Below are 25,835 nucleotides of genomic sequence, written 5' to 3' on the forward strand. Positions count from 1 at the left end.
ACGGCGCGGCGGGCGCGTAAACGTGTCGAACGCGGGTCCGACTCGGGGAGGGACTGTGCCCTCCGGCGAGTGTCACCCGGCCGCCTTCGATGACTCGCGGTCGACCCGGCGCCCGACCGCGAACGCGACCGCCGCGCCGGCGAGTACGAGCGCGCCGGCGACGCCGAACGCGAGACCGTATTCGATCGCGGCGAGCCACCCGCCGATGACGCTGCCGATCCCTCCGGCGAGCGCGCCGAGCGCCGCGTACGCGCCGAGCGCCTCGCCCCGGATCGCCGCCGGCGCGAGACGGGTGACGACGACGCCGGCGGTGACCGCGATCACCGCCCAGGTGAGTCCGACCGCCGCGAACGTGACGCCGACGGCGACGAAGCCGAGGGCGCTCGCGCCGAGCGCCGCGCCGACGACGGCGACCAGCGGGAGCAGGACCGCGCGGCCGACCAGCCCGCCGACCTGGAGCCGCACGACGTTCCGGTCGGCCGCGAGGCGGCCGGCCGCCCCGAACGCGACCGCGGCCGCGGCGCTGTTTATCAGGTACAGCGCGAACGTCCCGCCGGAGCCGAAGCCGATGTCGGTGAGAAACGCCGGCAGGGGCGCGAAAAACGCCGAGAAGCCGGTGAGAAACAGGAGCGCCGCGAGGAAGTACGCCGCGAGCGCGGGCGTGAAGCGCGCCGCGAGGCGACGCGGGTCCAGTCCCCGGAAGTCGGTCCGCGCGAGCGACCCCGGCAGCGTCGCCCCCCGGACGGCGAACCGGTCGGCGCGGCGGATGGCGCGACGCACGCGGCTCCCCGAGGGCGACGCGGTGGAACCGTCGGTGCGGTCGCCGGACGGGTCCGCGGGGAGCGTGCGCGCGGCCGCGACGCAGGAACCCGCGGCGGCGAGCGCGAGCGGCGCGAACAGCGAGCGCGTGGCGGCCGCCGGCGACGCGACGGCGCCTCCGCCGACGGTCCACGCCGTGCCGAGGAGCAGCCCCAGCGCCCAGCCGACCCCCTGGTACCGGTTGAGGTCGGCGATCCGCTCGCTCCAGGCGGCCTCCGGGGCGTCGGCGACCGCGAGCAGCGTCAACACGGGCGTCGCGGCCGCGAAGGCGAACCAGACGACGGCGTTGGCCGCGATCACCGCGGCGATCCGGTCGGTGAGCGGAACGACCGCGACCGCGAGGGTCGCGGCGACGAGCGCGACGAGGACGAGCGCGCGTCGGCGTCCGGTTCGGTCGGCGACGCGACCGAACCAGAGCGCTCCCGGGACGCCGACCACGGCCGCGACGGCCGCGAGGATGCCGAGGACGAACGGGCCGCCACCGAGGTCCACGACGTACAGGGGGACGACGAGCGACGCGCCGCCGAACGCGACCGAGGCGAGTCCCCAAGCGTACAGCCACCGGTCGGACATGGGCTGAATCGATTTCTCGCGAGGCATAACCGATCCGGTTACGATGGTCGGTTCCGCGACTCGGAGCTGTCGGTTCTGTCACTCTGGACGGTTCGACGTTCGAGGTGAAAAACGACTCCGAGAGCCGATCGGAGCGTCGCGGCCGGTGTTCAGTCGTCGACGCCGGTGTTCAGTCGTCGCTGCCCGGGGTCGGCGCGGTACCCTCAGCCGGGTCGGCGTCGGCCGAGACCGGGTTCACGTCGATGGTGTAGCCCGTCACGGCCATGACCAGCAGCACGAACGGCGAGAAGTATGCGAACAGGAAGTACGGCGCGTACTCCAGCGTCGGCACGCCGGTGGCGGTCGCCATGAAGACGGCGCCCGCGTGCCACGGGAACAGCGCGCCGGTCGGGGTCCCGGCGGCCTCGACCGCGCGGGAGAGCTGATCGGTGTCCAGCCCGAACTCGTCGTAGGTGTTCCGGAGCGTGACGCCCGGGAGGACGATGCTCATGTACTGCTGGGCGGTGAGCGCGTTGATGAAGATCGCCGAGATGCCGGTCCCGGCGACGAGCGCGCCGGGGCTGCGCACGGCCGAGGTGAACGCGTGGGCGATCACCGCGAGGACGCCCGTGCGCTCCAAGATGCCGCCGAGCGAGAGGGCGGCGACCACGACCGTGATCGTCCACGCGGAGCCGGTGAGTCCGCCGGTCGTGAGGAGGTCGTTCACCGTCGTAGAGGCCGACTCGGGCGCGGTCCCGGACATGAATATCTCCCACGCGGCGACGAAGCCGGTCCCCTGAAGGAGGATCGTCGTGAACGCGCCGGCGAACACGCCGGCGACGAGCGTCGGGAGCGCGGCGTAGCCGCGCAGCGCCAGCCCGAAGGTGACGACGAGCGGGACGAAGGCGAGGACGGTGATCGCGTACGTCTCGGTGAGACCGCCCTGAATCGCCGCGATCTCGCCGGCCGGGATGTCGCCGCTCGTGCGGAGGCCGACCGCGGCGAAGGCGAGGACGGCGAGACCGAAGGCGATCGCGGTGCCGGTCCGCATCCGCCGGATGTGCGCGTACAGGTCGGTGTTGGTCACCCCGGCGGCGAGGTTCGTGGTGTCGGAGAGCGGCGACTGCTTGTCGCCGGCGTACGCGCCCGAGAGGACGGCCCCGACCGTCATCGGGGCGGGAACGCCGAGCCCCGCGCCGATGCCGACGAAGGCGACGCCGAGCGTCCCGACCGTGGTCCACGAGGAACCGATGGCGAACGCGACGACGGCGGCGAGGACCGCGGCCGCCGGGAGGAACGTCGTCGGTGAGAGGATCTCCAGTCCGTAGTACATCAGACTGGGGATCGTGCCGGCGCTGACCCACGTCGCGATCAGCCCGTAGATGGTGAAGATGATGAGGATCGCCTGGAGCCCCATCACCAGTCCGTTCGCGATGCCGTCGAACAGGTCGTCCCAGTCGTAGCCGAGCCACAGCCCGAACGCGCCGACGAAGGCGATACTCCAGAGGAGCGGCGGGTGCGGGTCGAGACCGAGGACGGCCGAACCGATGCCGAGGAACGCCACGACGGCGAGAACCGGGACCAGCGCCGCCGCCAGGCTCGGGCGGCGGTCCGGGTCGAGGTCCTCGTATGCCGTCGGCGTGAACGAGCGTACCATAGCCGTCTGTATTCCTTTGAAGCATAAGAATACCTCGAAATATGCGTAGGATAGATAACGATCGTTCATACCGTTCGCCAGCGCGGGCGACGACGAGAGACCGTCCGGCACCCGCCGCGTCCGACCGTGTGCCGCCGTGTCGCGGCGGTCCGCGAACGGACGGTCTTATACGCGTCGGCGGCGAAGTCACGGTAACATGATATTTGAGGGCCTCCCGACGACTCCGCGCGCGGAGGAACTCGTCGACAAGGCGTTCTCGCGGGCGGCGCGGGCCGGGCGCGCGAAGCGCGGCCACGAGGCGCAGGAGTCGATGCTACGGACCGCCGGCAACGTGCTCTCGGACAACTTAGAGAACGTCGTCACCTCGTGGCCCGACTTCGGCTTCGACGTGGACCCGTTCTACTACGAGCTGGCGGACGCCATCGTCGACGTCGACCGCCTCCGACAGGCGCTCTCGCAGGTGATGTGGGCCAGCCGCCAGATCGAGGAGCTGCGCGACGAGTACACGACGAAGATCCGCAACTCCGACGTCGACACCGCGCGGAAACACCGGAAGCAGGCGTTCGCGCGCATGGCCGACGTGATGGACCAGATCGAAGACGACCTGCGCTACATCGGCGACTCGCGGGACCAGCTGAAGGTCCTCCCGGACATCCGACCCGACGAGCCGGCCATCGTCGTCGCCGGCTACCCGAACGTCGGGAAGTCCTCGTTCGTCAACCGCGTCACCCGCGCGTCGAACCAGATCGCGGAGTACCCGTTCACCACGAAGGGCGTCCAGATCGGCCACTTCGAGCGGAACCACGTCCGCTACCAGATCGTCGACACTCCCGGACTGCTGGACCGGCCGGAAGACGAGCGCAACGACATCGAGCGGCAGGCGGTGAGCGCTCTCGAGCACCTCGCGGACGCCGTCGTCTTCGTGCTCGACCCCTCCGGCGACTGCGGCTACCCGCTCGACGTCCAGCTCGAGCTCCGCGAGGAGGTCCGCGAGCTGTTCGGCGCGGACGTGCCGCTGCTCACGGTGGCGAACAAACACGACCGCTTCGAGGCGGTCAAGGCGGAGTCCGTCGACGCGACGATGAGCGTCACGGAGGAAGAGAACGTCGAGACCGTCCTCGACATGGCCGTCGACGCGGTCGGCTACGAGCCGGACCTCCCCACCCGCGACGGGGAGTAGCGGGCTGAGGGTCCTCCCCGCGCCGGCGCTGAGGGTAGAAAAAGCCGAGCGGTTCGTTCCCGCGTCAGGCCGGCGTCGCCTCGTAGACGACGTTCACCGAGACGCTCACGCCCACGTCGCCGGTCTCGACGGCGGTCGAGGCGCTCCCGCCCGCGTCGCCGCCGGCCGCCGCGTCGTAGGTCTCGGCGACGTACGGCCGCGACTGCGCCTGCGCGGTCGACACCTCGAAGACGCCGGACACCTCCAGGCCGCTCGCGTTGGCCAGCGCGGCCGCGTCGTCGTCGGCGTTCGCCATCGCCGTGTCGAGCGCCTCCTCGCGGACCTCGCGCTCGCGCTCCTCGCTCAGGCCGAACTGGATCCGCTGGACCTCGTCGGCCCCGGCGTCGACCGCGACGTCTATCACGTCGCCGACGGCGTCGACGTCGTCGAGTTCGATCGCGTACCGGTGGACGCCCTCGTACTGCGTCCGGTTCGGGGTATCGCGGGTCTCGTAGCTCTCGCGGACGTCGTACTGGTCGGTCCGGATCGCGTCGTCGCTGAGTCCCCACTCCGTCAGCGCCGCCCGGAGCTCTCCGTCGCCGGCGTCGAGTTCGTCGCGGACCGCCTCGGCGTCGGAACCGGTCGCGGTCACCGCGACGCTGAGGGTGGCGCGGTCCGGCGCCGACGTCGCCTCGCCCGCGGCCGTCACTTCGATGCTGCGTTCCAGTTGCGCCTCGTCGCCGTCCGTCGGGGTCGCGGTGCCCGCGAGTCCCGAGCAGCCGGCCAACGCGACGAGCGCCGCGATACCGATGAGTGCCGTCAGTCGTCTGTCCATACTCGGGCGATCGATCCCGGACGCCTATAAAACGCCGATAGCGCAAAGAGCCGTTTTCGCTATCGGTCGTCGTCGCGGTCGCCGCCGGTCGCGTCCTCCTCGCGCTCGTCGGCCGCCTCCTCGGCGGCCTCCTCGTCCGCGTCGTCGTGGTCCACGACGTACGTGTCGTCGAGGTGCGGCTGTTCGTCCTCGGGACCGTCGCCGTGCTCGGCGGTCCCGTCCGGCTCGTCGAGCGCCTCGGCGACGGCCGCGTCCGCGGCGTCGGCGTCGGAGCCGCCGTCGGTGCCGGGTCCGTCCTCGTCGCTGTCGTCTGCGTCGCCGGCGTCGCCGGCGGTCTGGCCGCCCTCGACGGCCCGGACGTCCGTCCCCTCCGACCGTTCCGGATCGCGCTCGACGCCGCCCGACAGGTCGGTCGCGCGGCGGCCGGAGCCGAACAGCCGCTCGCGCAGCGACCGACTGCTGGGCCGCTCGGTGAGCAGCACCGAGGCGTCGACCTCGTGGATCACGTCGAGGTGAAGCGAGTTCGAGACGAGCCGGGAGAGCAGTCCCTTCTCCGTGGCGCCGATGATGACGAGCGTCTTGTCGGCGGCCGCCCGGCAGATGCCGGTCTCCACGTCGCCGCCGTCGTCGACGACGAGCTCCGCGTCGTCGAGACCGTGTTCCGCGGCCCAGTTCGCGAGGAACGCCTCGCCTCGGCCCCTGTCTTCGGGTCCGTCGACCACGTGAAGCAGCGTCACCTCGGCGCCGACGGTGTCGGCGAGCACCTTCGCGACCTCCGCGCTCAGGTCGGAGTCCGGACCGCCGGAGGTCGGGATGAGGATCCGCGAGGTGTCCAGCTCGTGCTCGTTGAGGATGAGGAAGTCGCAGGGGAGCTGGTTGGTCAGCTCGTCGACGGGGCGCTCCGCGCGGGCGGCGCTCCACAGCTGGTCGTCGCCCCAGCCCATCAACACCGAGTCCGGGCGGGTCCGGCGCGCCATGTTGAACACCTCCTCGAACGAGCGGTGCGAGACGACCGTCGAGGTCGACACCTCGACGTCGTACTCCGTCGCCGTCGACCGCAGGTTCGCCATCCCCTCGGCGGAGGCGTCCGCGATACGGCGCCCCGCGTCCCCCGAGGACAGCGACATGCGTTCGGGCGCCTGAACGACGTGGACGATGTGGACGACCCCCTCCTCGTGGCTGCGCGCGAGCTGCGCCGCCAGCTCGACGATCGGGCCGTCGGTTCGGGGGTTCGTGATCGGCACCATGACGCGGTACCCCTCGCCCGCGAACAGCGTCGCCTCGGTGGCGTCGAGGATGGGAACGTACGACCGACCGGCCGCGCGACCGAACGCCCACTCGGGGACCGTGAGGCGGCGACTCACGCCCTCGAAGCGCGCCTCCTCGAGACGCTCCTCGCTGGTCTGGAAGTAGTTGACGAGGGTGACCAAGACGACTCCCCCGATGGTGTTCCCGAGCAACACCGGGATCACGAAGCCGACGAGACCGGAGTAGAGGCTGATCTCCGCCCCGTACAGCGGGATGTTGTGCTGGAAGAACAGGTACAGCACCTCGGTGAAGGAGACGACCACGTGGAACAGGTCGCCGAGCGGGATCGCGAGGAACGCGAGGTAGACGACGAGCATCCGGCTCACGGAGTCGGTGGAGGCGAAGCCGACCCAGACGACGCCGGCGACGATGAGCCCCGCCATCGCGGCCTTGAAGAACAGCGGGACGAACGCGACGCCGAAGCCGCCCTCGGAGATGTACCGCGCCGCCCCGACGGTGTCGCCCGTGAAGACGCCGCCGTACGAGAGGACGGCCGCGCCGATAGCGCCGCCCGCGAAGTTGCCCGCGAGCACGATGGTCCAGTGGCGCAACAGGGTCGGGAGGCTCGCGAGCCGTTCGAGCGTGAGCGCCACCGGCGGCAGGGTGTTCTCGGTGTACAGCTGGTAGCCGCCGATGATGATGTAGATGAACCCGAGCGGGTACAGCATGACGCTCAGTATCGGATGAGAGTCGGTCGTCGCCGTCAGCGACGCGTACAGCATGAACGTGATCGTGATCGCCAGCCCGGCGGCGAGTCCGCTGAAGAACAGCTCTCGGCTCCCAGAGGTCACCTCCTCGTCCGCGGCCGCGATGATCCGCTGGAACACCTCGTCCGAGGAGAACCGGTCCCGAACGGCCTCGCCGACCGCGGGCGCGCCGCTCCGGGACCGCTCGACGACCTCCCGCATCGAATCGTCGTCGGGTTGCTCTGAGTCCGTCACTGGCGGAGGCCACGGCGGCCCGATAAAAAGCACTTGCTCTTCCGGTTACGCGGTGAAAAACGACCGGCCCGGCGGCGTCGGCGGTGGCCGCGAGAGGCGCCGACGACCGACGCGGACTCAGGCGCGCTCGACGGTCACCGTTCGGACCTCGACGGTGACCTCGCCGCCGACCACGGTCTCGATGCGGTCGTCGAGCGCGGGCGCGATGCCCTCGACGGTGCCGCCGGGCGGCGCACCCACCGTGACCACCACCCGATCGGTTTCGAGCGGCGGGACGGTTCCGGTGCGCTCGACGGTCAGATCGAGGAGTTCGAACTCCGAGTTCAGCGCGGTCAGCTCGTCGCTCGCGGCGGCGCGGATGTCGGTCTCGGTGGTCGAGGCGACGTACGACTCGTAGGTGACGCCGCCGAGGAACACCGAGAGCAGCGCGATGGCGACCACCAGCACGGCGACCCGTTTGAGGAACGCCGAGCGCGCCTCGTCCTCGCGGAACCACCGCTGGGGCCGGTATCCTTCGTACCATAACATCACGAGCGCCGAGAGGTTGATCGAGAGGACGTTCACCGCGACGATGACGCCCGCGCCGATCACGAGCCGCGGGATCCGGAAGGCGATTCCGATGCCGACCGCGGCCGCGGGCGGGATGAGCGCGACCGCGATCATCACGCCCACGAGTGTCGCCGAGACGCCCGTCATCAGCGAGACGATGCCCGCGATCCCCGCCCCGACCGCGACGACCAAGACGAGGACGTTCGGCGCGAGCCGCTCCGACACCTCCGCGAGTTCGAGCGGGTCGAGTCCGGGCGGGACCAGGGCGAGCGAGCGCAGGGCGAACGCGAACAGCGTCGCCGCGAGGACCGCGACCGCGACGCCGAGGACCTGCATCCGGACCCCGCGCCGGAACAGCGCCTCGTCGTCGACGACGGTGCCGATCGCGGCCGACATCGCCGGCCCGATGAGCGGCGCGATCACCATCGATCCGACCACGGTCGCGGGCGAGTCGAGCAGCAGCCCCGCCGTCGCGATCACCGCGGAAATGACGGTCATCAGCACGTACGTCCCCAGCCCCGAGGCGAGACCCTCCGCCTTCGCCTGTAGCTCCTCGCGGGAGATCCGGTCGCCGCCGCGCTCGGCGTCCTCCTCGTACTGCTCTTCGAGCGCCTCGAACCGGCGCGAGATGACCGTCTCGGCCGCGACGATGACGGTATACGTGCTCTCGTCGATCCCCGCCTCCCGCAGTCGGTCGAGGACGGGTTCGACGGCAGCCCTCGGCAGCGGGAACGTCGCGACCGCGGTGTACTCCCGGCCGCTCGTCTCGTCGGTGACGACGTAGTCGACCCCCTCGTCGTCGAGCGCGCGGACGACAGCCGCCCGCTTGCCCGCCGGAATCATGACCTGAACGAGTCGCACGGTCGCCGGTCGCGCCGACGCCTCTTATAGGGTCGGCACGCCGCGGACGTCGCGGTCGCGAGAAACGGAACTTTAATGCGCGAATCGCTCGCACCTTCGGGCAAGAATGCTCTCGCCGCTGGTCATCGACACGTTCCTGCTCGACTACCACCTCGGGCACGTCATACTGCTCGGGCTCGTCGTCTCGCTTCTGGGAGCCGCGCCGCTGAAGTCTCAGAAAGTGATCGCGTCGATCTTGGCCGTGTTCGGCGTCATCTTCATTATGGCCCCGTACACGACGATGCCGTCGACGTTTATCATAGCGGGCATCCCGCTCGTCCTGATCGGCACGCTGCTGTGGACGATGGCCGGCCGGTAAGCGCACGCGAGAACGACTCGAAATACCGTTTTCTCCTCCGCCCTCCGCGACGACCGCGACCGATCCTGGCGTCCTGTGCGATCCCGCCGCCGCCCTGTGCGATCCCGCTCCTTTTTGCCCCCCGGGAGACACTCCCCGCCATGGTAACGGTACGGGCCCCCGCGACGAGCGCGAACCTCGGGAGCGGCTTCGACGTGTTCGGGGCGGCCCTCTCGCGGCCGGCGGACGTCGTCACGGTCGAGCGGGCGGCCGAGACGACGATCGAGGTCACCGGGGTCGGCGCGCAGTACATCCCGGAGGACCCCGAGAAGAACACCGTCGGTGCCGTCGTCGAGGCGCTCGACGCGCCCGCGCGGATCCACATCGACAAGGGCGTGCGCCCGGCCTCGGGACTCGGCTCCTCGGCCGCGAGCGCCGCGGGCGCCGCGGTCGCGCTCAACCGACTGTACGACCGCGGCCTCTCTCGGGAGGAACTGGTCCCGATCGCCGCCGAGGGCGAGGCGGTCGTCTCCGGCGTCGCCCACTCCGACAACGTCGCCCCCTCGATCCTCGGCGGCTTCACCGTGACGACCGCCGAGGGGACCCGCTCGGTCGACGCCGCGATCCCCCTCGTCGTCTGTCTGCCGGACGTGGCGGTCTCGACCCGGGACGCGCGCCGGGTCGTCCCCGAGACCGCCTCGATGGAGGAGCTGGTCGAGACGGTCGGGAACGCGGCGACGCTCGCGGTCGGGATGTGTCGCTCGGACACAGACCTCGTCGGTCTCGGCATGGACGACCCCGTGGTCACGCCCGAGCGCGCCCGCCTGATCACCGGCTACGACGACGTCCGCGAGCGCGCCTTCGACGCCGGCGCGACCGGCGTCACCGTCAGCGGGGCCGGACCGGCGGTGATCGCGGCCTGCCGCGAGCGCGACCGCCGGGACGTCGCCGCCGAGATGCTCGACGCCTTCGCCGAGGCCGGGATCGAGTCGCGGGCGTATCAAACCCGTATCGGCCGCGGATCGACTGTTCTCGACGAGTGAGCGGTCGCGGATCGGTCGGTCGTCGAGGGTCGGAACCGACGACCGGTCGGGCCGCCGACCGCACGGCGGTCACTCGTTTTGAACGAACTCGCCCGAGCAGTCGTACTCGATCAGCTCGAACTCGTTCGCGGCCTGGACGGTCCCGTTGTAGGGGTCGGTCCGCTCGTACAGCTGGTAGACGGTGACGTTCTCGACGCCGGTCGCGTGCGTGCGGTTCCACTCCGCACAGAGGTAGTTCGCGAGGTACGAGCGGTGATTTTCGTTGTTCCCGGAGCGGACGTTCGAGAGGTACTTCCGCCAGCGCGCGGTGGGATACGTCGCGTCGACGTCCGGCGGTCGGTCCAAGGACACCTCGGCGTCGTGGAGCACGTCCCGTTCGCTCCCGTTTTCGAGGACGCCGGGAGCCGCGAACCACCGGGTCGTGCGGGCCGGTTCGGGCGCGAACATCTGCCAGTGCTGGTCCATCTCGACGGTCTCTAAGACCTCCTCGCCGGGGTCCGGAACCTCGCCGTAGCCGACCGACTGCGCGCTCGAAAGGACGATCAACACGACGAACAGGGCGGGCAGGACCGTCGAGAAGAGCGGGCTTCCGCGTTCGACCCCCGCGTGGAGGCGGTCTCTGAGGCCGTCGAGGCGGCCGTTCGGGGTCGACCGAGGCGCCGACGCGTCGAGCGAGGCGATCCGCCCCCCCGCGGATTCGAGGCGCGCACGCCATCGAGCGAGGGCCGCCGACGGGGCGAGCCGGTTTACCCCCCGCTCCGCTGCGTCCCAGACGGGCGTCTGGTAGAACGGAACGAAGCCGACGACGGCGATGACGGGGAAGAGATCGATCCGCATCGTGGCCGCCATCCCGACGTGCATGCCGACGAACAGCGAGGCGACCGCGGCGCGGGGGAACCCCGTGAGAACGACCAGCAGCGGCGAAGCGAACAGTAGCGCGATCCACACGACCGTGAACGCGCGAAGCAGGGCGGGGAACGCAGTGATGTGGTTGCCGAGGAGGTAGGTGAAGTGGTCCGCCTGCATGACGTACGCGACCGCCTCACCGCTCATCCAGAGGTCCCCCTCGAGCTTGTGAACGCCGTTCGTCACGTACATCACCAGCATCTGGAGGAGCACTCCCATCGAGGCGACCGTCGCGACGGCGCTCCCACGGTCCCCCGCCGAGGGACCAGTTTCCGGCGCCGTCTCGTCCTCGGCGCCGTCACCGGCGTCAGGCGTCGCGCCGTCACCGGAGTTCTTGGCGTCCGAGCGCCTGATCGCGTCGACCGACCAGCGCGCGCCCAGCGGGAGGAAGACGCCCCAGAAGAGCAGCATCGCGAAGAGGGCGTCGCCCGCGTTCAACACCATCGGGTTCCGGGCCTGGAGGGAGAGCAGCAGCAGCCACGAGACGACCGTCGCGAGCCGCGTCCGATACCCGACGAACAGCGCGAGGGCGACGACGCCCGCGACCGCGAACAGCGACGCGACGGCCCACGGCTCGCCGGAGAGCGCGTGGAGCGAGTAGACCTCAGAGTAGTCGGCGAACAGCGCGCGTCGCGGGAGCACGCCGGCGTCCGTGTAGAAGGCGGTCAGCGAGCGCGAGCGGCGGAGCAGGTCGGCGATCAGCAGCGCTCCGAGACCGATCCTGAAGGCGGCGAGCGCGCGCAGGTCCACCGAGGTTCGCGCGGCGACCGCCGCCGAGAGCCGTCGGACGGCGGCAGAGAACCGCGACCGAACGGTCGCGACCGAGGGACTCCGAGACATAATCTTGTGATCCAACTTGTTGGAGACGCGGTGGGACCTGTATAAGTTTTCCGTGCGCCGGAACGGCCGTCTCCGTCTCGACGGGTCCCGGGTCCCGGAGCGCGGAGCGGCTCGAAGCCACCGGAATCCTCAACTGCGACGGCGGCGTACGTCCGAGGGTGATGGACGGGGACATCCCGGAGGACGCCGCGATCGTGCTCTTCGACGGCGTCTGTAACCTCTGTAGCGGGTTCGTACAGTTCATCGTCCCCCGCGACTCGGAGGGGAAGTACCGGTTCGCCTCGCTCCAGTCCGACGTGGGACAGTCGCTCCTGTCCGAACACGACCTCGCGAACGAGGAACTGGACTCGATCGTTCTGATCGAAGACGGAGAGAGCTACGTGAAGTCGTCGGCGATCATCCAGATCGCGACGGGACTCGGCGGTCGCTATCGGCTGCTCTCGCCGTTCCGATACGTCCCCGCGCCGGTCCGCGACCGCGCCTACGACTTCGTCGCCGACCACCGGTACCAGTGGTTCGGGAAGAAAGACCGGTGTATGATGCCGTCGGGCGACGTCGAGTCGCGATTTCTGGAGTGAGCCGCGCGGGGGAAGCGGGACCCGCGTCCCGACCCCTCTCACTCCGCGCCGCGCCGCTCGTAGGTGACGAACGCGAGGTCGCCGTCGGTCTCGCGGTCGCGTTCGACCCACGCCTCGGAGTCCCACTCGGGGAACCGGGTGTCGCCGTCGGGGCGCTCGGGAATCTCGGTGACGACCATCCGGTCGGCGCGGTCGAGGAACGCCTCGTAGATCGTCGCCCCGCCGATGACGTAGACTGCGTCGACCCCGCGGTCGGCGGCGTCCTCGGTCGCTCGCGCGACCGCGGTCTCAACCTCGTGTGCCACGACCGCGCCGTCGGGGAGGTCGTCGTCGTCGATGAGGCGGGTCGTCAACACGACGCTGGTTCGATCGGGGAGGGGACCGCCGACCCGGTCGGCGATGCCCTCGTACGTCTTCCGGCCGACGATCACCGGGTGGCCGGTCGTCAGCCGCTTGAAGTGCGCCAAGTCCGCCGGGTAGTGCCAGGGCATCTCGTCGTCGTCACCGATCACGCCGTTCTCGGCGACGGCCGCGACGAGGACGAGGTCCGGATCGGCGGGGTCGCCTTCCCCGTCGGCGGCGTCGGCGTCGGCGTTGGCGTCCGCCATCACTCCGCGACCGCGAACGAGATGCCGTCCGCGGAGTCGTAGTCGACGATCTCGACGTCGTCGTAGGTCAGCTCGTCGAGCGGCTTGTCGGCGATCTCGATCCGCGGGCGCTCGCGGGGGGTCCGCGAGAGCTGTTCGAGCAGGCCGGGCACGTGGTCGTACCCCTCCTGCCCGTTCGGCTCGTCGGGCGCAGTGCGCTCGACCCAGCTTTTCACGTCGAGGTAGTCACCCTTGCGCTCGACGTTCGCGAGGCGCTCTTGGACGTACCGGAGGTTGTTGGCGTACCACTTCCCGCGGTCGCCGCGGCCGCAGTAGACGTGCGCGTCGACGACTGTGTGGCCGAACTCCCCGACCTCGAAGCCGGTCCGCTGGGCGAGCGCGTTCGCGAGGAGCGCGTACGCGGCGATGTTGAACGGGACGCCGAGCGCGATGTCGCCCGAGCGCTGTGTGAGGTGGAGGTTGAGCCGGCCGTCCTGGACGTTCACCACGAAGGTGTAGTGGCAGGGCGGCAGCGTCGAGACGGCGGCGTTCGCCGGGTGCCACGCGTTCACGACCATCCGGCGGGAGTGGGGGTTCTCCTCGAGCGTGTCGAGGACGTACTGGATCTGGTCGAACGTGCGGCGTCGCGTCCCGTCCGCGTCCTCCTCGACGGTGACCCAGCGGTCCGCGTCGTCGGGCCACGTCTCGCCCGGAAGCTCGGCGGCCGACTCCGGGACCGGGAATCGGCGCCAGAACCGACCGTACGCGGTGTCGAGCTTCCCCGCCTCGTCGGCCCACGCGTCCCAGATCTTCGTCTCCTCGCGGAGGTTCCGGATGTGCTCCTCGCCGGAGAGGTACCACAGCACCTCGTGGATGAGCGAGTTCCACCGGTAGCCGTCCATCTTCTTCGTGGTCAGGAGGGGGAACCCCTCCGCGAGGTCGACGGTGTACTGCCCGCTGAACGTCGCGATGGTGTCGACGCCGGTCCGGTTCGGCTTGTACGTGCCCGTCGAGAGCGCGTCGTCGACGAGGTCGAGGTACTGTTGCATGGTGGGGTTGCGCGCGCCGGGACCGACGGTCGCCGGCGCGGACTGTTATCGGGTCAAACGAACCGGGGTAACTAATAACGGTTCGATTCCGGGAGACGGAGCGAGTTCCGGCGTCGCCGGGACCGCGACCTCACCGGTACCGCTCGGGGAGGTACGGGTCGAACGCCGACGGGAGCAGGGGGATCACGGCCGCCGCGATCTCCGCGAGCCGCCGTCTGAGGGCGGTGTACACGACCGCGATCGCGAGCGTGCCGATCACGACCGCCCGGAGCGGCGGATCGACCAGCACGAGGAGCGGAACCGACAGCCCGACGGAGAGCGCGAGGTCCTCGACGGCGCCGTCGTACCGCACGCCGCGCCGCGGGGGGATCCACCGCTCTCGGTGGTGGTCGTACACCGCGCGGTCGGAGTTCCCCTCCCACGGGCGAAGCTCGAGTCCCCCGCCGTACATGTCGGCGACGCTGTGGAGCGCCGCGCCGAGGAGGAGGAACGCGACGCCGACGGTGACGGCGGAGGGGGACAGAAGCGCCGCGAGCGCCGCCGGCATCGCGAGGACGGAGTAGTAGACGGGATAGTGGAGCGTCCGCCGGTGGCCGGTGTACATGTCGAGGTCCGGAAGCAGACCGCCGAGGAAGCCGGCGGCGAACCCCACCGGCGCCAGCTCCGGCGCCGCGCGCACCAGCGGGGCCGCGAGCAGCATCCCCGCCAGCACGTGGGTCGGGAGCATCATCGTACCGGAACGCAGGCGACAGAAATATATGAGCGTGTCGGGGCGTCGCGGTCGCCCGCGTCGGCGCCGCCGCCGACACCGCAGGCCGGTCCGGCGACCCTCCGCGGACCGTTTATGTGCGGGCGGCCGAACCGAGGCGTATGCTCATGACGCCGGGACCGACCGCGGTCCCCGAACCGGTGCGCGACGCGATGTCCCGCGAACTCATCAACCCCGACGTCGACCCGCGGTTCCGAGAGATCTACGACCGTCTCACGGACCGGCTCGCGGCGGTGTACGGCGTCGATCCGAGCGGATACGGGAACGCGGGCGGTGCCGGCGGCGCGGGCGGCTCCGAGGATGCGGCCCGCGACGTCGTCGCCCTCGGCGGCGAGGGGATCTTAGGGCTGGAGGCGGCGGTCGCCTCGCTGGTCGACCCCGGAACCGAGGTGCTGTGCCTGTCGAACGGTCTCTACGGCGAGGGGTTCGCCGACTTCGTCGAGTCGTACGGGGGCGAGGCGACGCTGGTCGCCGCCGACTCAGACGAACCGCTCCCGCTCGACGCGCTCGACGAGGCGCTGGCGGCCGACGAGAGCGACTTCGACGTCGCGACGATGGTCCACTGCGAGACGCCCACCGGGACGCTCAACGATATCGGGAGCGCGCTCGACCGCATCGAGACCGCCGACGCGGAGGTCCTCACTGTCGTCGACGCCGTCTCCTCACTCGGCGGCGTCCCGGTCCCCACCGACCGGATCGACGTCTGTCTCGGCGCCTCCCAGAAGTGTTTCAGCGCGCCGCCGGGCCTCGCGACCGCCGCGGTGAGCGACCGCGCGTGGGCCGCGATGGAGGCGCGCGACCCGCACTCGCTGTACGCGAACTTCCTCCCGTTCCGCGACGTGAGCGACGGGTTCCCGTACACCCATCTGACGACGGAGGTCGTCGCGCTCGACGCGGCGCTCGGTCTCCTGCTCGACGAGGGCCTCGACGCGGTCCGGGAGCGACACGAAGCGGCCGCGGCGCGGTGTCGCGAGCGCGGCGCGGAACTGGGACTGGAGACGGTTCCCGACTCCGAGCGCAGTTCGCCGACGGTGACCGCCTTCGAGGTTCCCGGTCGCGCGGCGGCGCTCCAGGAGCGGCTTCGCGAGGAGCGCGATATCATCCTCGCGACTGGGCTCGGCGAGGACGCCGGGGACGTCCTCCGCGTCGGCCACATGGGCCACAACGCGCGCGTCGAGCGCGTCGACGAGACGATGGACGCGCTCGCTGACGTGGTGTGAAAATGTAGGATCGAAACCGAGCGCCGCCCGGAAACGCCTCCAACACCTCATTCCGACTGTGTGGTCGTGTGAAAATTCCAAAATATTAAGTGTATTATTCGAAATCAGGAACCGGTAGGTCTCCTCGATGTCACGAACACTCCGAAACGGGAACGATCAGCTGCGGTTACCCCTCCGACTGGTGTGGAACGACGGCGAGCGACGCCCTCGCGCTCCCCTCCGTCTCGCCGCCGGAATCGTCGTGGTGCTCATGTTCGCCAACACCGGTCGGACCCTTCGACCGTCGCCGTTCGCGGGAGACGGTCCCCTCGCGGAGGTCGCGAACAACCTGATAGGGGGGATCCCCCAGTCGGGGGGGATCGCCCTCGGCGTGGTACTCGTCGCGCTGGTCGTCGATCGGCGGGTGCTCACCGACCTCGGACTCCGGCTCGGACGCGGCGTCTGGCGTCGGTTCGCGGGGGGATTGGCGCTCGGGGCCGCGATCAGCGCTTTCGGCGTCGCCGCCGGCGTGGCCGCGGGGTTCTACGAGTTCGGGGGGTTCCGGCTGACCGGCGGGCCGGGGGCCTGGGCGCTCCTCGCGGTCGGGACCGCGCTGTCGCAGCTGCTCGTCGTCGTCCCGGAGGAGCTGTTCGTCCGGGGGTACATCATCACGAACGCCCTCGAAGGACTGGACGGGTTCCCGTCGGTCCCGAGAAGCGTCGCTGTCGCCGTCGCGGTCGCCGTCTCGTCGCTGTTCTTCTATCTCACGCACTCGACGCGGGGCGAGGCGTTCGGCGTCATGGCCGGCGGACTCGCCGTCCTCTTGGGCGTCGCGTACGTCCTCAGCGGCGATCTCGCCGTTCCGATCGGCGTTCACTTCGGCGTGAACTTCGCGGCGATGATCGGCGGGTCGGCCCCGCAGCAGGCGACGCTCGTTCGGATCGAGTCGTCCGCGACCGTCGCGGAGTCGCTCGTCCTCCCGCCAGAGGCGGTGGTCGTGCGGCTCTTCGGGGCGGCCGTCGGCGTCGGCCTGCTGGTCGGGTGGTACCGTCGAGCGGGGGGCGACAGACGCGTTCCCGCGTCGATCGTCCGCCCGTCGCTGCGCGGAGACCGCGGCACCGATGCGCCGACGGAGCGACGGTAGGGCGGTATCCGCACGTCCGTTCGGCGTGCGGCCACGGATGAGCGTCGTTCGTCCCGGACGTTCTCCGGGAGAGCGCCGTGGAGTTCCGCCTCCGGAATTCCCTTGCGTTCGCCCGAACAAGGTCCGGATATGAACCACCGCGAACTCGGCGGCGTCGGCGCAGTCAGCGAGGTCGGCTACGGCGCCTGGCAGATCGGCGGCGACTGGGGCGAGGTGACGGAGGAGGCGGCGGTTTCGGCGGTCGAGGCCGCCCGCGATGCCGGAATCGACTTCTTCGACACCGCGGACGTGTACGGCGACGGCCGCTCGGAGCGGATCGTCGGCGAGGTCCTCGCGGACGAGATCGCCGCGGGCGACGTGACCGTCGCGACGAAGGCCGGCCGCCGGCTCGCCCCCCACGAGGCCGACGGCTACACCGAGGCGAACCTCCGGCGGTTCGTCGACCGCTCGCGGGAGAACCTCGGGGTCGAGACGCTGGATCTGGTACAGCTTCACTGCCCGCCGACTGACGTCTACTACCGGCCCGAGACGTTCGACGCGCTGGCGACGCTCGAAGACGAGGGGCGGATCGCGGGCTACGGCGTCAGCGTCGAGCGCGTCGAGGAGGGGCTGAAGGCGATGGAATTCCCGGGCGTCGAGTCGGTCCAGATCATCTTCAACCCGTTCCGGCAGCGGCCCGCGGAGCTGTTCTTGGAGGAGGCCGCCGCGCGCGACGTTGGCGTTATCTGCCGGGTGCCGCTCGCGTCCGGGCTGCTCACGGGCGCGCTCTCGCGCGACGCGGCGTTCCCCGAGGACGACCACCGCAACTACAACCGCGAGGGCGACGCCTTCGACGTGGGCGAGACGTTCGCGGGCGTCCCCTTCGAGGCGGGCCTCGACGCGGTCGACGCGCTCGACGAGCGCCTGCCCGATGACCGCCCGCTGCCCGAGTTCGCGCTGCGGTGGATCCTCGACCACGACGCCGTCTCGACGGTGATCCCCGGGTCGACGACGCCGGAGCATATCCGGGCGAACGCGGCCGCGAGCGAGGCGACCCTCCTCTCCGACGCCGAGCGCGAGGCCGCGAGCGAGGTGTACGACGAACACGTCCGCGAACACGTCCACCAGCGCTGGTAAGAGGCGATCGGACGGGGAACCTCTCGCTCCGGGCTCGTCGCGCGCCGCTCCCCCTCTCACTCGTCGAGCGCCGCCGCCAGCTTCTCGATCGGGTGCGGGGGCGCCTCGGCGCCCTCGCGGTCGCCGAGCTGCGACCGGCAGGAGGCGCCGGGCGCCGTCACCGCGTCGCCGTCGCTGTCGGCGACCTGCCCGAAGAGGATCCGACCGATCGCCTGAGAGAGGTCGTAGTGTTCGCTCTCGTAGCCGAACGAGCCGGCCATCCCGCAACACGAGGAGTCGAGCGGGTCGACCCCGTAGCCGGCGCGTCGGAGGACCCCCACGGCGTGGTGGTCCGCGTTCGTCGCCTTCTGGTTGCAGTGGCCGTGGTAGGTGAGCGTCTCTGCCGGCGCGTCGAACGACAGCCGCTCGTCGACCCGACGGGCGTCGAGGTACTCGCAGACGCCCGCGGCGGCCGCCGACACCGCCTCGGCGTCCGCGCCGTCGAGTAAGTCCAGGTACTCGTCCTGGAACATCACGGCGTCGGACGGCTCGACGAAGAGGACCGACTGCCCCTCGCGAACGCGGGGCGCGAGCGCCGCGACGTTGGTTTCGGCGCGCTCGCGGGCCGCGTCGAGGAACCCGGTCGAGAAGGCGGCGCGGCCGGAGGGCGCGAGGTCGTCAGGCACCTCGACGCGGACGTCGGCCGCCTCCAGCACGCGCACCGCCGCCTTCCCGGCCGCCGGGTCGCTGTAGTTGGTGTACGTGTCGGGGAACAGCGTGACCGCGTCGACCGCGTCGCTCGGGTCGACCGCGGGGCCGCCGCGGGCCGCGAACCACTCCTCGAAGCTCGTCGACCGGAACGTCGGCAGCGTGCGCTCGGGGGCGATCCCCGCGAGCGCGTCCATCGCCGTCCGGGCCCCGGGCACCTTCGTCGCCGCGTTCGACAGCGGCGCGAGTCTGCTCCCGAGCGCCGAGAGCCGGTCGATGTCGCGGAACAGGCGCTCGCGCAGGCCCGACCCCTCCCGCTCGTGGTGCTCGTGTTTCACCTCCGCCTTCAGCTTCGCGAGGTCGACGCCGGTCGGACAGTCGCTCTGACAGCCCTTACAGCCGACACAGAGGTCGAGCACCTCCGCCTGAAACCGGTCGGAGTGGATCTCCTCGTCGTCGAGTTCGCCGCGTATCGCGGCCCGAAGCATGTTCGCCCGGCCGCGGGTCGCCTGAATCTCCTCGCCGGAGGCCCGATAGGTCGGACACATCGTCCCGGAGTCGGTCTCGCGGCAGGTGCCGCAGCCGTTGCACAGCTCGACGAGGTCGGTGAAGCCGCCCTCGTCGGAGAAGTCCAGCGTCGTCTGCGGCTCGACCGATTGGTACGTCGGCCCGTACCGGAGGTTCTCGCGCATGTCGGTGTCGGCCGCGGACTCGGGATAGCCGCACTCGGCGGCGGTGTCGCCGTCGACGTAGACGACCTTGCCGGGGTTCATGCGCCACTCGGGGTCGAACGCGGACTTCAGCTCCTGGAACGCCGCCCAGAGGTCCGGTCCGTACATCTTCGGGTTGAACTCAGTGCGCGCGAGGCCGTCGCCGTGTTCGCCGGAGAAGGCGCCGTGGTGCTCCAAGACGAGGTCGGTGACGTCGGCGGCGATGGCGTGCATCGTCTCGACGCCCTCGGACTCCTTCAGCGAGAGGATCGGCCGGATGTGGAGGGTCCCGACCCCGGCGTGCGCGAAGTACGCGGCGGAGGTGCCGTGGTCGTCGAGGACCTCCTCGAAGGCGGCGACGTAGTCGGCCAGCTCCGCGGGCGGCACCGACGCGTCCTCGATGAACGGGTACGGCTTCGCGTCGCCGTCCATGCTCATCAGGAGCGGGATCGCCGCCTTTCGGAGGTTCCAGAGGTCGGTCTGGGTCCCGTCGTCGTACGCCTCGATGACGTCGAACGCGTCGCGGTCGCCGTCGCCGAGGAAGCGGTCGTTGGCGTCGGCGACCGCCGCCTCGAACTCGTCGACCAGCTCCGAGTCCCACTCCAGCATGAGCGCGGCCGCCGCCCGGTCCGGGATCGGCTCGGCGTACTCGGCGTACTCCGGCGACCCCGCCGCCAGCTCGACGACGGCGTCGTCCAGCAGTTCGACCGCGCTCACGGGGAGTTCGAGCGCCTCGGGGACCGCGCGCATGGCCGCGTCGAGCGAGTCGAAGGCGTACAGCGCCAGCGCGGTCTCCTCGGGCCGGGTGACCAGCGAGAGGGTGGCCTCCACGACGACGCCGAGCGTCCCCTCCGCGCCGACGAACAGCTTCGAGAGGTTGATCACCTCCTCGCCGTCGTCGTTCTCGTAGATCACCTTGTGGAGGTTGAACCCCGAGACCGACCGCTTCAGCGTCGGGTATCGGGCGTCGATCTCGTCGGCGTTCTCCTCGACGAGGGCGCGGACCGTCTCGTACAGCGCGGCCTCGCGCTCGCCGCCCTGCTCGCCCGCGACGATCGCCTCGTACTCGGGCGAGTCGAGGACGACGTCCCGGGTGCGGATCGGCGTGCCGTCGGGCAGCACCACGCGCAGCTCCTCGGTGTAGGCGTCGGTGATCCCGTAGCGCACCGAGTGCGCCCCGGTGGAGTTGTTGCCGATCCCGCCCCCCACGGTCGCGCGCGCCGAGGAGGCGGGGTCGGGCGCGAACTGTAGCCCGTCCTCGGCGAGTCGGTCGTCGAGGTCGTCCTGAACCACGCCGGGCTGGACCGTGGCGCGGCGCGCGTCGGGATCGACCGACAGGATCGAATCCATATGTCGCGAGAGATCGAGCACGACGCAGCCGGGACCGACGGTCTGTCCCGCGAGCGACGACCCCGCGCCGCGCGGTAGCACGGGGACGCCGTGGTCGGCCGCGACGCGCATCGCCGCCCGCACGTCGTCGACGCCGCGAGGGGAGACCACGCCCGCCGGTCGCGCCTGATAGACGCTCCCGTCGGTCGCGTACAGCACCTGCGCGTACTCGTCGAACTCGACGCCGCCCGCGACCGCGTCGCGCAGGTCGGCCGCGAGCGCCCGGTAGGCCTCGACGTCCGGTCGGTCGTGGCCCAGCGCGGCGGCCGAGACGGCCGACCGGTCCGGGTCCGCCTCGGGAGACGCGTTCGCCGAAGACTCGTCGGCCGGGGACTCGTCAGACGTGAACTCGTCCGCCGTGGTCGGGGCGCGCTCCCCGGCGACTCCCCCGTCGGACGCTGCTCGCCGCGCTCGGTCGCCGTCGCCGCTTTCGCGCCGTGCTCCCGGGTCCCCCTCGCCGGCCGGGCCTCTTCCGTTCATGGAGAAGGTGGACGGGATGAGCGGCATAAAACCATCGTGAACGATGATTATATTCATTTAGGGCGGCGCCGAAGCGGGCCGCTTTTTCGGCGGGACCGCAACCGAACCGACGGAGACGATCGTGGAGCACGAACGCGACGAGGAAGCGAGGGATCTCGACGACGGTCCCGAGAGCGGCGGACCGTCCGGAGACGGCGGCGATCGGGAGCGCGACGAAATCCCCGACGGCGAGCGCGAGGCCCTGGAGACCATCGCGCACGGGGCGGTGCTCACCTCGGGCGGCGTCGCCGGCCAGCGCGCGCTGATCGCGGCGACCGAGTTCGCGCTGACCCGCGGGCTGGGTCCGACGGCGTACGGCGTGTACGCGCTGGCGTGGCGGATCGCCCAGCTTCTCTCCCGGGTCGTGACGTTCGGCAGCGTCCCCGCCATCCAGCGCTACCTCCCGGAGTACGCGGGCGACGCGGACCGACGGGGCGCGGTCGCCGGCCTCGCGTACGCGACGACGCTCGGCTTCGGAGTCGCGATCGCGGCCGGCGTCTGGCTCGCTGCGCCGGCGATAAACGCCCGCACAGTCACCGAGCCGGCGTTCACGGGGACGATGCGCTCGTTCGGCGCGCTGGTCGGACTGCTCGGCGTCGTGATGGTCGCGTCCGCGCTCTTCCGCGCGGTCGGTTCGGCCCGCGGCGAGATCCTCTTCAACAAGCTGTTGCGGCCGGGCGTCCGGCTCGTCGGCGCGCTCGGCGCGCTCGCGCTCGGCTACTCCGTCGTCGGCGTCGCGGGAGCGATCGCGGCCGCGACCGGGCTGCTCGCCGCGGCCGCCGTCCCGCTCTCCGCGTCCGTCACCGGCGTCCGCCCGTCGCTCCGGGGCGCCCGCGCGGAGGCCCGACGGTTCTACGACCACGCGGCCCCGGTCGCGATGAGCAGCCTCGGGAAGGTGTTCCAGAACCGCGTCGACGTGTTGCTCGTCGGGGCGCTGCTGACGGCGACCGCGGCGGGCGTGTACAACGTCGTCCTCGTGGTGATCGCGGTCGCGTGGATCCCCCTCCTCTCTTTCAACCAGCTGCTCCCGCCCGTCGCCTCGGAGCTGTACGCGAACGACCGGACGGCGACGCTCAACGCGGTGTACGGCTCCGTCACGCGACAGATCGTCACCGCCGTCGTCCCGATCCTCGCCGTGCTGGTCGTGTACGGCCGGGAGATACTGGCGCTGTTCGGCGAGGCGTACGTCGACGGCTACCTCCCGCTCGTCGTCTACCTCGGCGGCGTCTTCGTCGGGAGCGCGGTCGGCGCAACAGGCTGGCTCCTGATGATGACCGACCACCAGTACGCGCGGATGGCGCTCGACTGGCTGCTCGCGGTCCTCAATGTCGGGCTGACGTACGCGTTCGTCGTCCGGTACGGGCTGGTCGGCGCCGCGCTCGGTACGTCGCTCGCCATCGCGGTCCAGAACGGGATCCAGATCGTCCTCCTGCGCCGCTTCGAGGGGCTGTGGCCGTACGACCGCACCTTCCTCACCCCGCTCGCGGCCGGCGGCGTCGCCGTCGCCGCGATGTACGCGGTTCGGGCGATCCTGACCGGTCTCCCGGCGGTCCTCGCGGGCGGGATAACCGGAGTCGCCGCCTACGCGGCGTCGCTTTGGATCCTCGGCGTCGACCCCCGCGACCGCTTTGTCGCGCGGCGGCTGGCGCGGCGCTACCGGGTCGCGCTCGCGGAGCGGTTCGACCGCTGACTCCCCCGCGAGCGGATCGCGACGATTTATTGGCGGACCGCGACGTACTGACGGTATGCAAACGATCGACCGCGAGTCGGCGGGGTCCGCCCGCGTCGCGATCGTCGGCGGGATCCACGGCGACGAGCCCGCCGGCGTGCGGATCGTGGAGCGGCTCGCGGCGGAACTATCACCCCTCGACCTGCCCGACGGCGAAGCGACCGACGGCGACGCGGAGTCCGAAGGGTTCGTCCGGCTGATACTCGCCAACGAGCCGGCGATCGAAGCCGAGACGCGCTACACCGACGCCGACCTGAACCGGGCGTTCCCGGGCGACGCCGACAGCGACGAGTACGAGCGCGCGCTCGCGCCGCGGCTCGCCGCCGAGTTGGAGGGGGTAGACGCCGTGCTCGCGCTCCACACCTCCCACAGCGCGCCGCCGCCGTTCGCCATCTACAGCGACCTCACGGAGTCGGTCCGCCGCACCGTCACGGGGCTCCCCGTCGATCACGTCGTCGACGCGGGCGGGCTGCGGTCGACGACGCTGGACTCGGCGGTGCCCCACACCGTCTCGATCGAGGTGGGCCGTCAGGGGAGCGAGGAGGCCGTCGCGTTCGGCTACGAGGCGTGTCGGGCCTTCCTCCGCGCTCACGGCGCGCTCGCGGACGAGCCGCCGACGTTCTCGGAGACGGTCGTGGTGGAGGGCCGCGAGGAGGTGCCGAAAGGCGGCGGGGAGCCGCGCGTCCACTACGCGAACTTCGAGGCGATCCCGGAGGGCGCGGTGTTCGCCGAGGACGACGTGTACACCCACCGCGTCGAGGAGCCGGGCGTGGTCCCGATCCTCGCCAGCGAACGGGGGTACGACGACATCTTCGGCATGTACGGTCACGTCTCCGGCGTCGTGAAACCGCCGGGCGAAGGGGAGCTTCGGGTGTATCCGCTCGATGAACCGGTCGGTACGGGAGACGGCGACGGAGAGCAGAACGGCGCGGACCGGTCAGAGCACGCGGAGTAGCTCGGTTCGCGGTCGGGGAGTTCGGGTCGCGGCCGGGAGACTCACTTCGCGGTCGGCGTGATGTCGCCGACGGCGTCCATCACCTGGACCGCCGCGCTGGCGGCGAGGCCGCGGGCGACCTCGTCGGTGTCGGACTCGGCGATGCCGGCGTCGAGGTCCTCGGGGTCGGGCGTGAAGCCCGCCGAGACGGGGTGGCCGGCCGGGGGGTTGACGGCGACGGTCGCCTGCGGGCCGTCGGCGCCGACGGACAGTTCGGAGCCGACGGCGTAGCTGTCGGGGAGATACGACTCCGTGCGCGTGACGATTCCGGCGACCGCGCGCCGGAGCTGTCGTTCCTGGTCCGGAGAGAGGTCGACGGTCGCGGGCGAGCCCGCGTCCGTCACACCCGGTGCCCCGGCGTACGGGTTGTTGCCGTTCATTCGAAGACACGACTCGTACGCGGAGCCGAGTCAAAAAGGCGTCGGCGGCGGCGACCGCGGGTCCGGCGCGACGCCGGATCGGTTCCGGTCCGCCCGGCCGGCTACAGGATCGGCTCGGACTCCCCGTAGGCGGCGATCACGACCGCGGTCGCGTATCGGTCCGGCTCGGCGGCCACCGTCTCGACGCGCGTCTCGCGGTCCGGGAGGTCCCAGTCGCGCAGGTCTGCGCCCGCGTCGAGTCCCGCCTCGATCCGGTCGCGGACGCCGTCGGCGTCCTCGCCGGTCACCTCGTAGAAGAGGCCCGGACCGGGACCGGTCGCCCAGCCCAGTCCCGCGACCGCGTCGGGGTGCCGGCGGGGCGCGCGCTTCGACTCGGCGCCCTCGGCGCCCGCGCGACCGCCCTCGCGGAAGTCCACCTCGTCGCCCGGCCCGATCGTCCGGCGCGCCTCGACGACCGTGAGTCGGTTCCCCGCGGGACCCAGCTCCGGCGCCTCCGGGACCGCCTCGACGGTCGCCTCGGCGGGGACGACCGAGGAGACCGCCACGAGGTTGTAGTTGTGGAGGTTCGCGTCCGCGAGCGCGGCGTCGTAGGAGGCCATCGCCGTGTCGGCGACCCCGACGCCGCCGGCGACGTGGATAGTCTTCATTGACGCCGAATCGGCGACGGGCGCGGTAAGGGGTTACGAACTGATCGCCGTCGACGGACGAGTGAAAGCGAGCGCGAAACGACGAGTACGAGGCCGAGACTGCGGTGGCGCGCGCCTCCGAGCGCCCTTCGGGCGCGAGGAGCGCGTGCGAGGGAGTCGCGAGCGCAGCGAGCGACGAGGTTGGGGAGGCGTGAGGTGCGGTGCTGCGCGGTGCGGGCGGGACTCAAAGGGGCAGCCGTGAGGCGGGCGCAGGCGATGTAAGCACCGCAGCGAGTGAGCGGAGCGAACGAGCGAGGAGCGCAACGAGCGTGCGCCCGCCTCACGGCTGGGGCTTTGGCGGTGGTCGCCGCCGATCTGTGATCAACGGTTTATAAGCGAGCGGCTGGGGCTTTGGCGGTGGTCGCCGCCGATCTGTGATCAACGATTTATAAGCGAGCGGCTGGGGCTTTGGCGGTGGTCGCCGCCGATCTGTGATCAACGGTTTATAAGCGAGCGGCTGGGGCTTTGGCGGTGGTCGCCGCCGATCTGTGA

The 25,835-nt window shown here is 71.1% G+C and carries 21 protein-coding genes; 9 read left to right on the forward strand and 12 right to left on the reverse strand.

Translation table 11 applies throughout. From position 1 onward, the window contains the following. Positions 1-72 precede the first annotated feature (72 nt). Positions 73-1,392, reverse strand: coding sequence for an MFS transporter (locus J2744_RS04140; protein ID WP_209544892.1), 1,320 nt, complete (start codon positions 1,390-1,392; stop codon positions 73-75). Positions 1,393-1,561: 169 nt separating this feature from the next. Beyond that, positions 1,562-3,028, reverse strand: coding sequence for an arginine/ornithine antiporter ArcD (gene arcD, locus J2744_RS04145; RefSeq protein WP_209544893.1), 1,467 nt, complete (start codon positions 3,026-3,028; stop codon positions 1,562-1,564). Between the two features lie 196 nt (positions 3,029-3,224). Between arcD and J2744_RS04150 the strand changes: the two genes are divergently transcribed. Further along, a complete protein-coding gene (locus J2744_RS04150) occupies positions 3,225-4,208 on the forward strand; it encodes an NOG1 family protein (RefSeq protein ID WP_209544902.1) in 984 nt (327 codons plus the stop codon). Between the two features lie 64 nt (positions 4,209-4,272). Here the strand turns inward: J2744_RS04150 and J2744_RS04155 are convergent, their stop codons facing one another. The 3 genes from J2744_RS04155 to J2744_RS04165 all read right to left on the reverse strand — a co-directional run bounded on the left by J2744_RS04155 (position 4,273) and on the right by J2744_RS04165 (position 8,663). Next, the gene (locus J2744_RS04155) at positions 4,273-5,022 is read right to left on the reverse strand and encodes an SIMPL domain-containing protein (RefSeq protein ID WP_209544904.1); all 750 of its coding nucleotides are present in this window, start codon (positions 5,020-5,022) and stop codon (positions 4,273-4,275) included. A 59-nt stretch (positions 5,023-5,081) separates the two neighbouring features. After that, entirely contained in the window at positions 5,082-7,271 is a 2,190-nt protein-coding gene (locus J2744_RS04160; RefSeq protein ID WP_209544906.1) for a formate/nitrite transporter family protein, read from the reverse strand. A 117-nt stretch (positions 7,272-7,388) separates the two neighbouring features. Further along, the gene (locus J2744_RS04165) at positions 7,389-8,663 is read right to left on the reverse strand and encodes a TIGR00341 family protein (protein ID WP_209544963.1); all 1,275 of its coding nucleotides are present in this window, start codon (positions 8,661-8,663) and stop codon (positions 7,389-7,391) included. 124 nt (positions 8,664-8,787) lie between these two features. Between J2744_RS04165 and J2744_RS04170 the strand changes: the two genes are divergently transcribed. After that, complete coding sequence (locus J2744_RS04170) at positions 8,788-9,039, forward strand: hypothetical protein (protein ID WP_209544908.1); 252 nt, start codon at positions 8,788-8,790, stop codon at positions 9,037-9,039. A gap of 140 nt (positions 9,040-9,179) precedes the next feature. Then, complete coding sequence (locus J2744_RS04175; RefSeq protein WP_209544910.1) at positions 9,180-10,061, forward strand: homoserine kinase; 882 nt, start codon at positions 9,180-9,182, stop codon at positions 10,059-10,061. 69 nt (positions 10,062-10,130) lie between these two features. Here the strand turns inward: J2744_RS04175 and J2744_RS04180 are convergent, their stop codons facing one another. Beyond that, the gene (locus J2744_RS04180; RefSeq protein WP_209544965.1) at positions 10,131-11,807 is read right to left on the reverse strand and encodes an HTTM domain-containing protein; all 1,677 of its coding nucleotides are present in this window, start codon (positions 11,805-11,807) and stop codon (positions 10,131-10,133) included. A gap of 161 nt (positions 11,808-11,968) precedes the next feature. Here J2744_RS04180 and J2744_RS04185 point away from each other — a divergent pair, with 161 nt between their 5' ends. After that, complete coding sequence (locus J2744_RS04185; RefSeq protein WP_209544912.1) at positions 11,969-12,385, forward strand: thiol-disulfide oxidoreductase DCC family protein; 417 nt, start codon at positions 11,969-11,971, stop codon at positions 12,383-12,385. A 38-nt stretch (positions 12,386-12,423) separates the two neighbouring features. On the opposite strand, the gene J2744_RS04190 is transcribed toward J2744_RS04185, so the two are convergent. The 3 genes from J2744_RS04190 to J2744_RS04200 form a co-directional block, all read right to left on the reverse strand. Continuing rightward, on the reverse strand, positions 12,424-12,993 hold the full coding sequence (locus J2744_RS04190; RefSeq protein ID WP_209544914.1) for a dihydrofolate reductase: 570 nt from the start codon (positions 12,991-12,993) through the stop codon (positions 12,424-12,426). Continuing rightward, positions 12,993-14,021, reverse strand: a complete 1,029-nt coding sequence (thyA, locus tag J2744_RS04195; RefSeq protein WP_209544916.1) for a thymidylate synthase — start codon at positions 14,019-14,021, stop codon at positions 12,993-12,995. The genes J2744_RS04190 and thyA overlap by 1 nt, the downstream gene beginning before the upstream one ends. Before the next feature lie 130 nt (positions 14,022-14,151). Continuing rightward, on the reverse strand, positions 14,152-14,748 hold the full coding sequence (locus tag J2744_RS04200; protein ID WP_209544968.1) for a metal-dependent hydrolase: 597 nt from the start codon (positions 14,746-14,748) through the stop codon (positions 14,152-14,154). 143 nt (positions 14,749-14,891) lie between these two features. Between J2744_RS04200 and J2744_RS04205 the strand changes: the two genes are divergently transcribed. The 3 genes from J2744_RS04205 to J2744_RS04215 all read left to right on the forward strand — a co-directional run bounded on the left by J2744_RS04205 (position 14,892) and on the right by J2744_RS04215 (position 18,249). Continuing rightward, positions 14,892-16,010 carry a pyridoxal-phosphate-dependent aminotransferase family protein gene (locus tag J2744_RS04205; protein WP_209544918.1) on the forward strand — a complete coding sequence of 373 codons (1,119 nt, stop codon included), beginning with the start codon at positions 14,892-14,894 and terminating at the stop codon, positions 16,008-16,010. Between the two features lie 127 nt (positions 16,011-16,137). Next, on the forward strand, positions 16,138-17,133 hold the full coding sequence (locus J2744_RS04210) for a CPBP family intramembrane glutamic endopeptidase (protein WP_209544920.1): 996 nt from the start codon (positions 16,138-16,140) through the stop codon (positions 17,131-17,133). 129 nt (positions 17,134-17,262) lie between these two features. After that, positions 17,263-18,249, forward strand: coding sequence for an aldo/keto reductase (locus J2744_RS04215; RefSeq protein ID WP_209544922.1), 987 nt, complete (start codon positions 17,263-17,265; stop codon positions 18,247-18,249). Positions 18,250-18,305: 56 nt separating this feature from the next. Here J2744_RS04215 and J2744_RS04220 read toward each other — a convergent pair whose 3' ends face one another. Then, a complete protein-coding gene (locus J2744_RS04220; RefSeq protein WP_209544932.1) occupies positions 18,306-21,515 on the reverse strand; it encodes an FAD-binding and (Fe-S)-binding domain-containing protein in 3,210 nt (1,069 codons plus the stop codon). Positions 21,516-21,636: 121 nt separating this feature from the next. On the opposite strand from J2744_RS04220, the gene J2744_RS04225 reads away from it, so the two are divergent. Both J2744_RS04225 and J2744_RS04230 read left to right on the forward strand, forming a co-directional pair. Then, entirely contained in the window at positions 21,637-23,244 is a 1,608-nt protein-coding gene (locus J2744_RS04225) for a lipopolysaccharide biosynthesis protein (RefSeq protein WP_209544934.1), read from the forward strand. 55 nt (positions 23,245-23,299) lie between these two features. Beyond that, entirely contained in the window at positions 23,300-24,238 is a 939-nt protein-coding gene (locus J2744_RS04230; protein WP_209544936.1) for a M14 family metallopeptidase, read from the forward strand. Positions 24,239-24,279: 41 nt separating this feature from the next. Here J2744_RS04230 and J2744_RS04235 read toward each other — a convergent pair whose 3' ends face one another. Both J2744_RS04235 and J2744_RS04240 read right to left on the reverse strand, forming a co-directional pair. Further along, a complete protein-coding gene (locus J2744_RS04235; protein ID WP_209544938.1) occupies positions 24,280-24,657 on the reverse strand; it encodes a DUF5811 family protein in 378 nt (125 codons plus the stop codon). A 101-nt stretch (positions 24,658-24,758) separates the two neighbouring features. Next, positions 24,759-25,304, reverse strand: coding sequence for a pyruvoyl-dependent arginine decarboxylase (locus J2744_RS04240; RefSeq protein ID WP_209544940.1), 546 nt, complete (start codon positions 25,302-25,304; stop codon positions 24,759-24,761). Between the last annotated feature and the right edge of the window lie 531 nt (positions 25,305-25,835).

This window comes from Halorubrum trapanicum (assembly GCF_017873555.1).
Lineage (GTDB): Archaea > Halobacteriota > Halobacteria > Halobacteriales > Haloferacaceae > Halorubrum > Halorubrum trapanicum.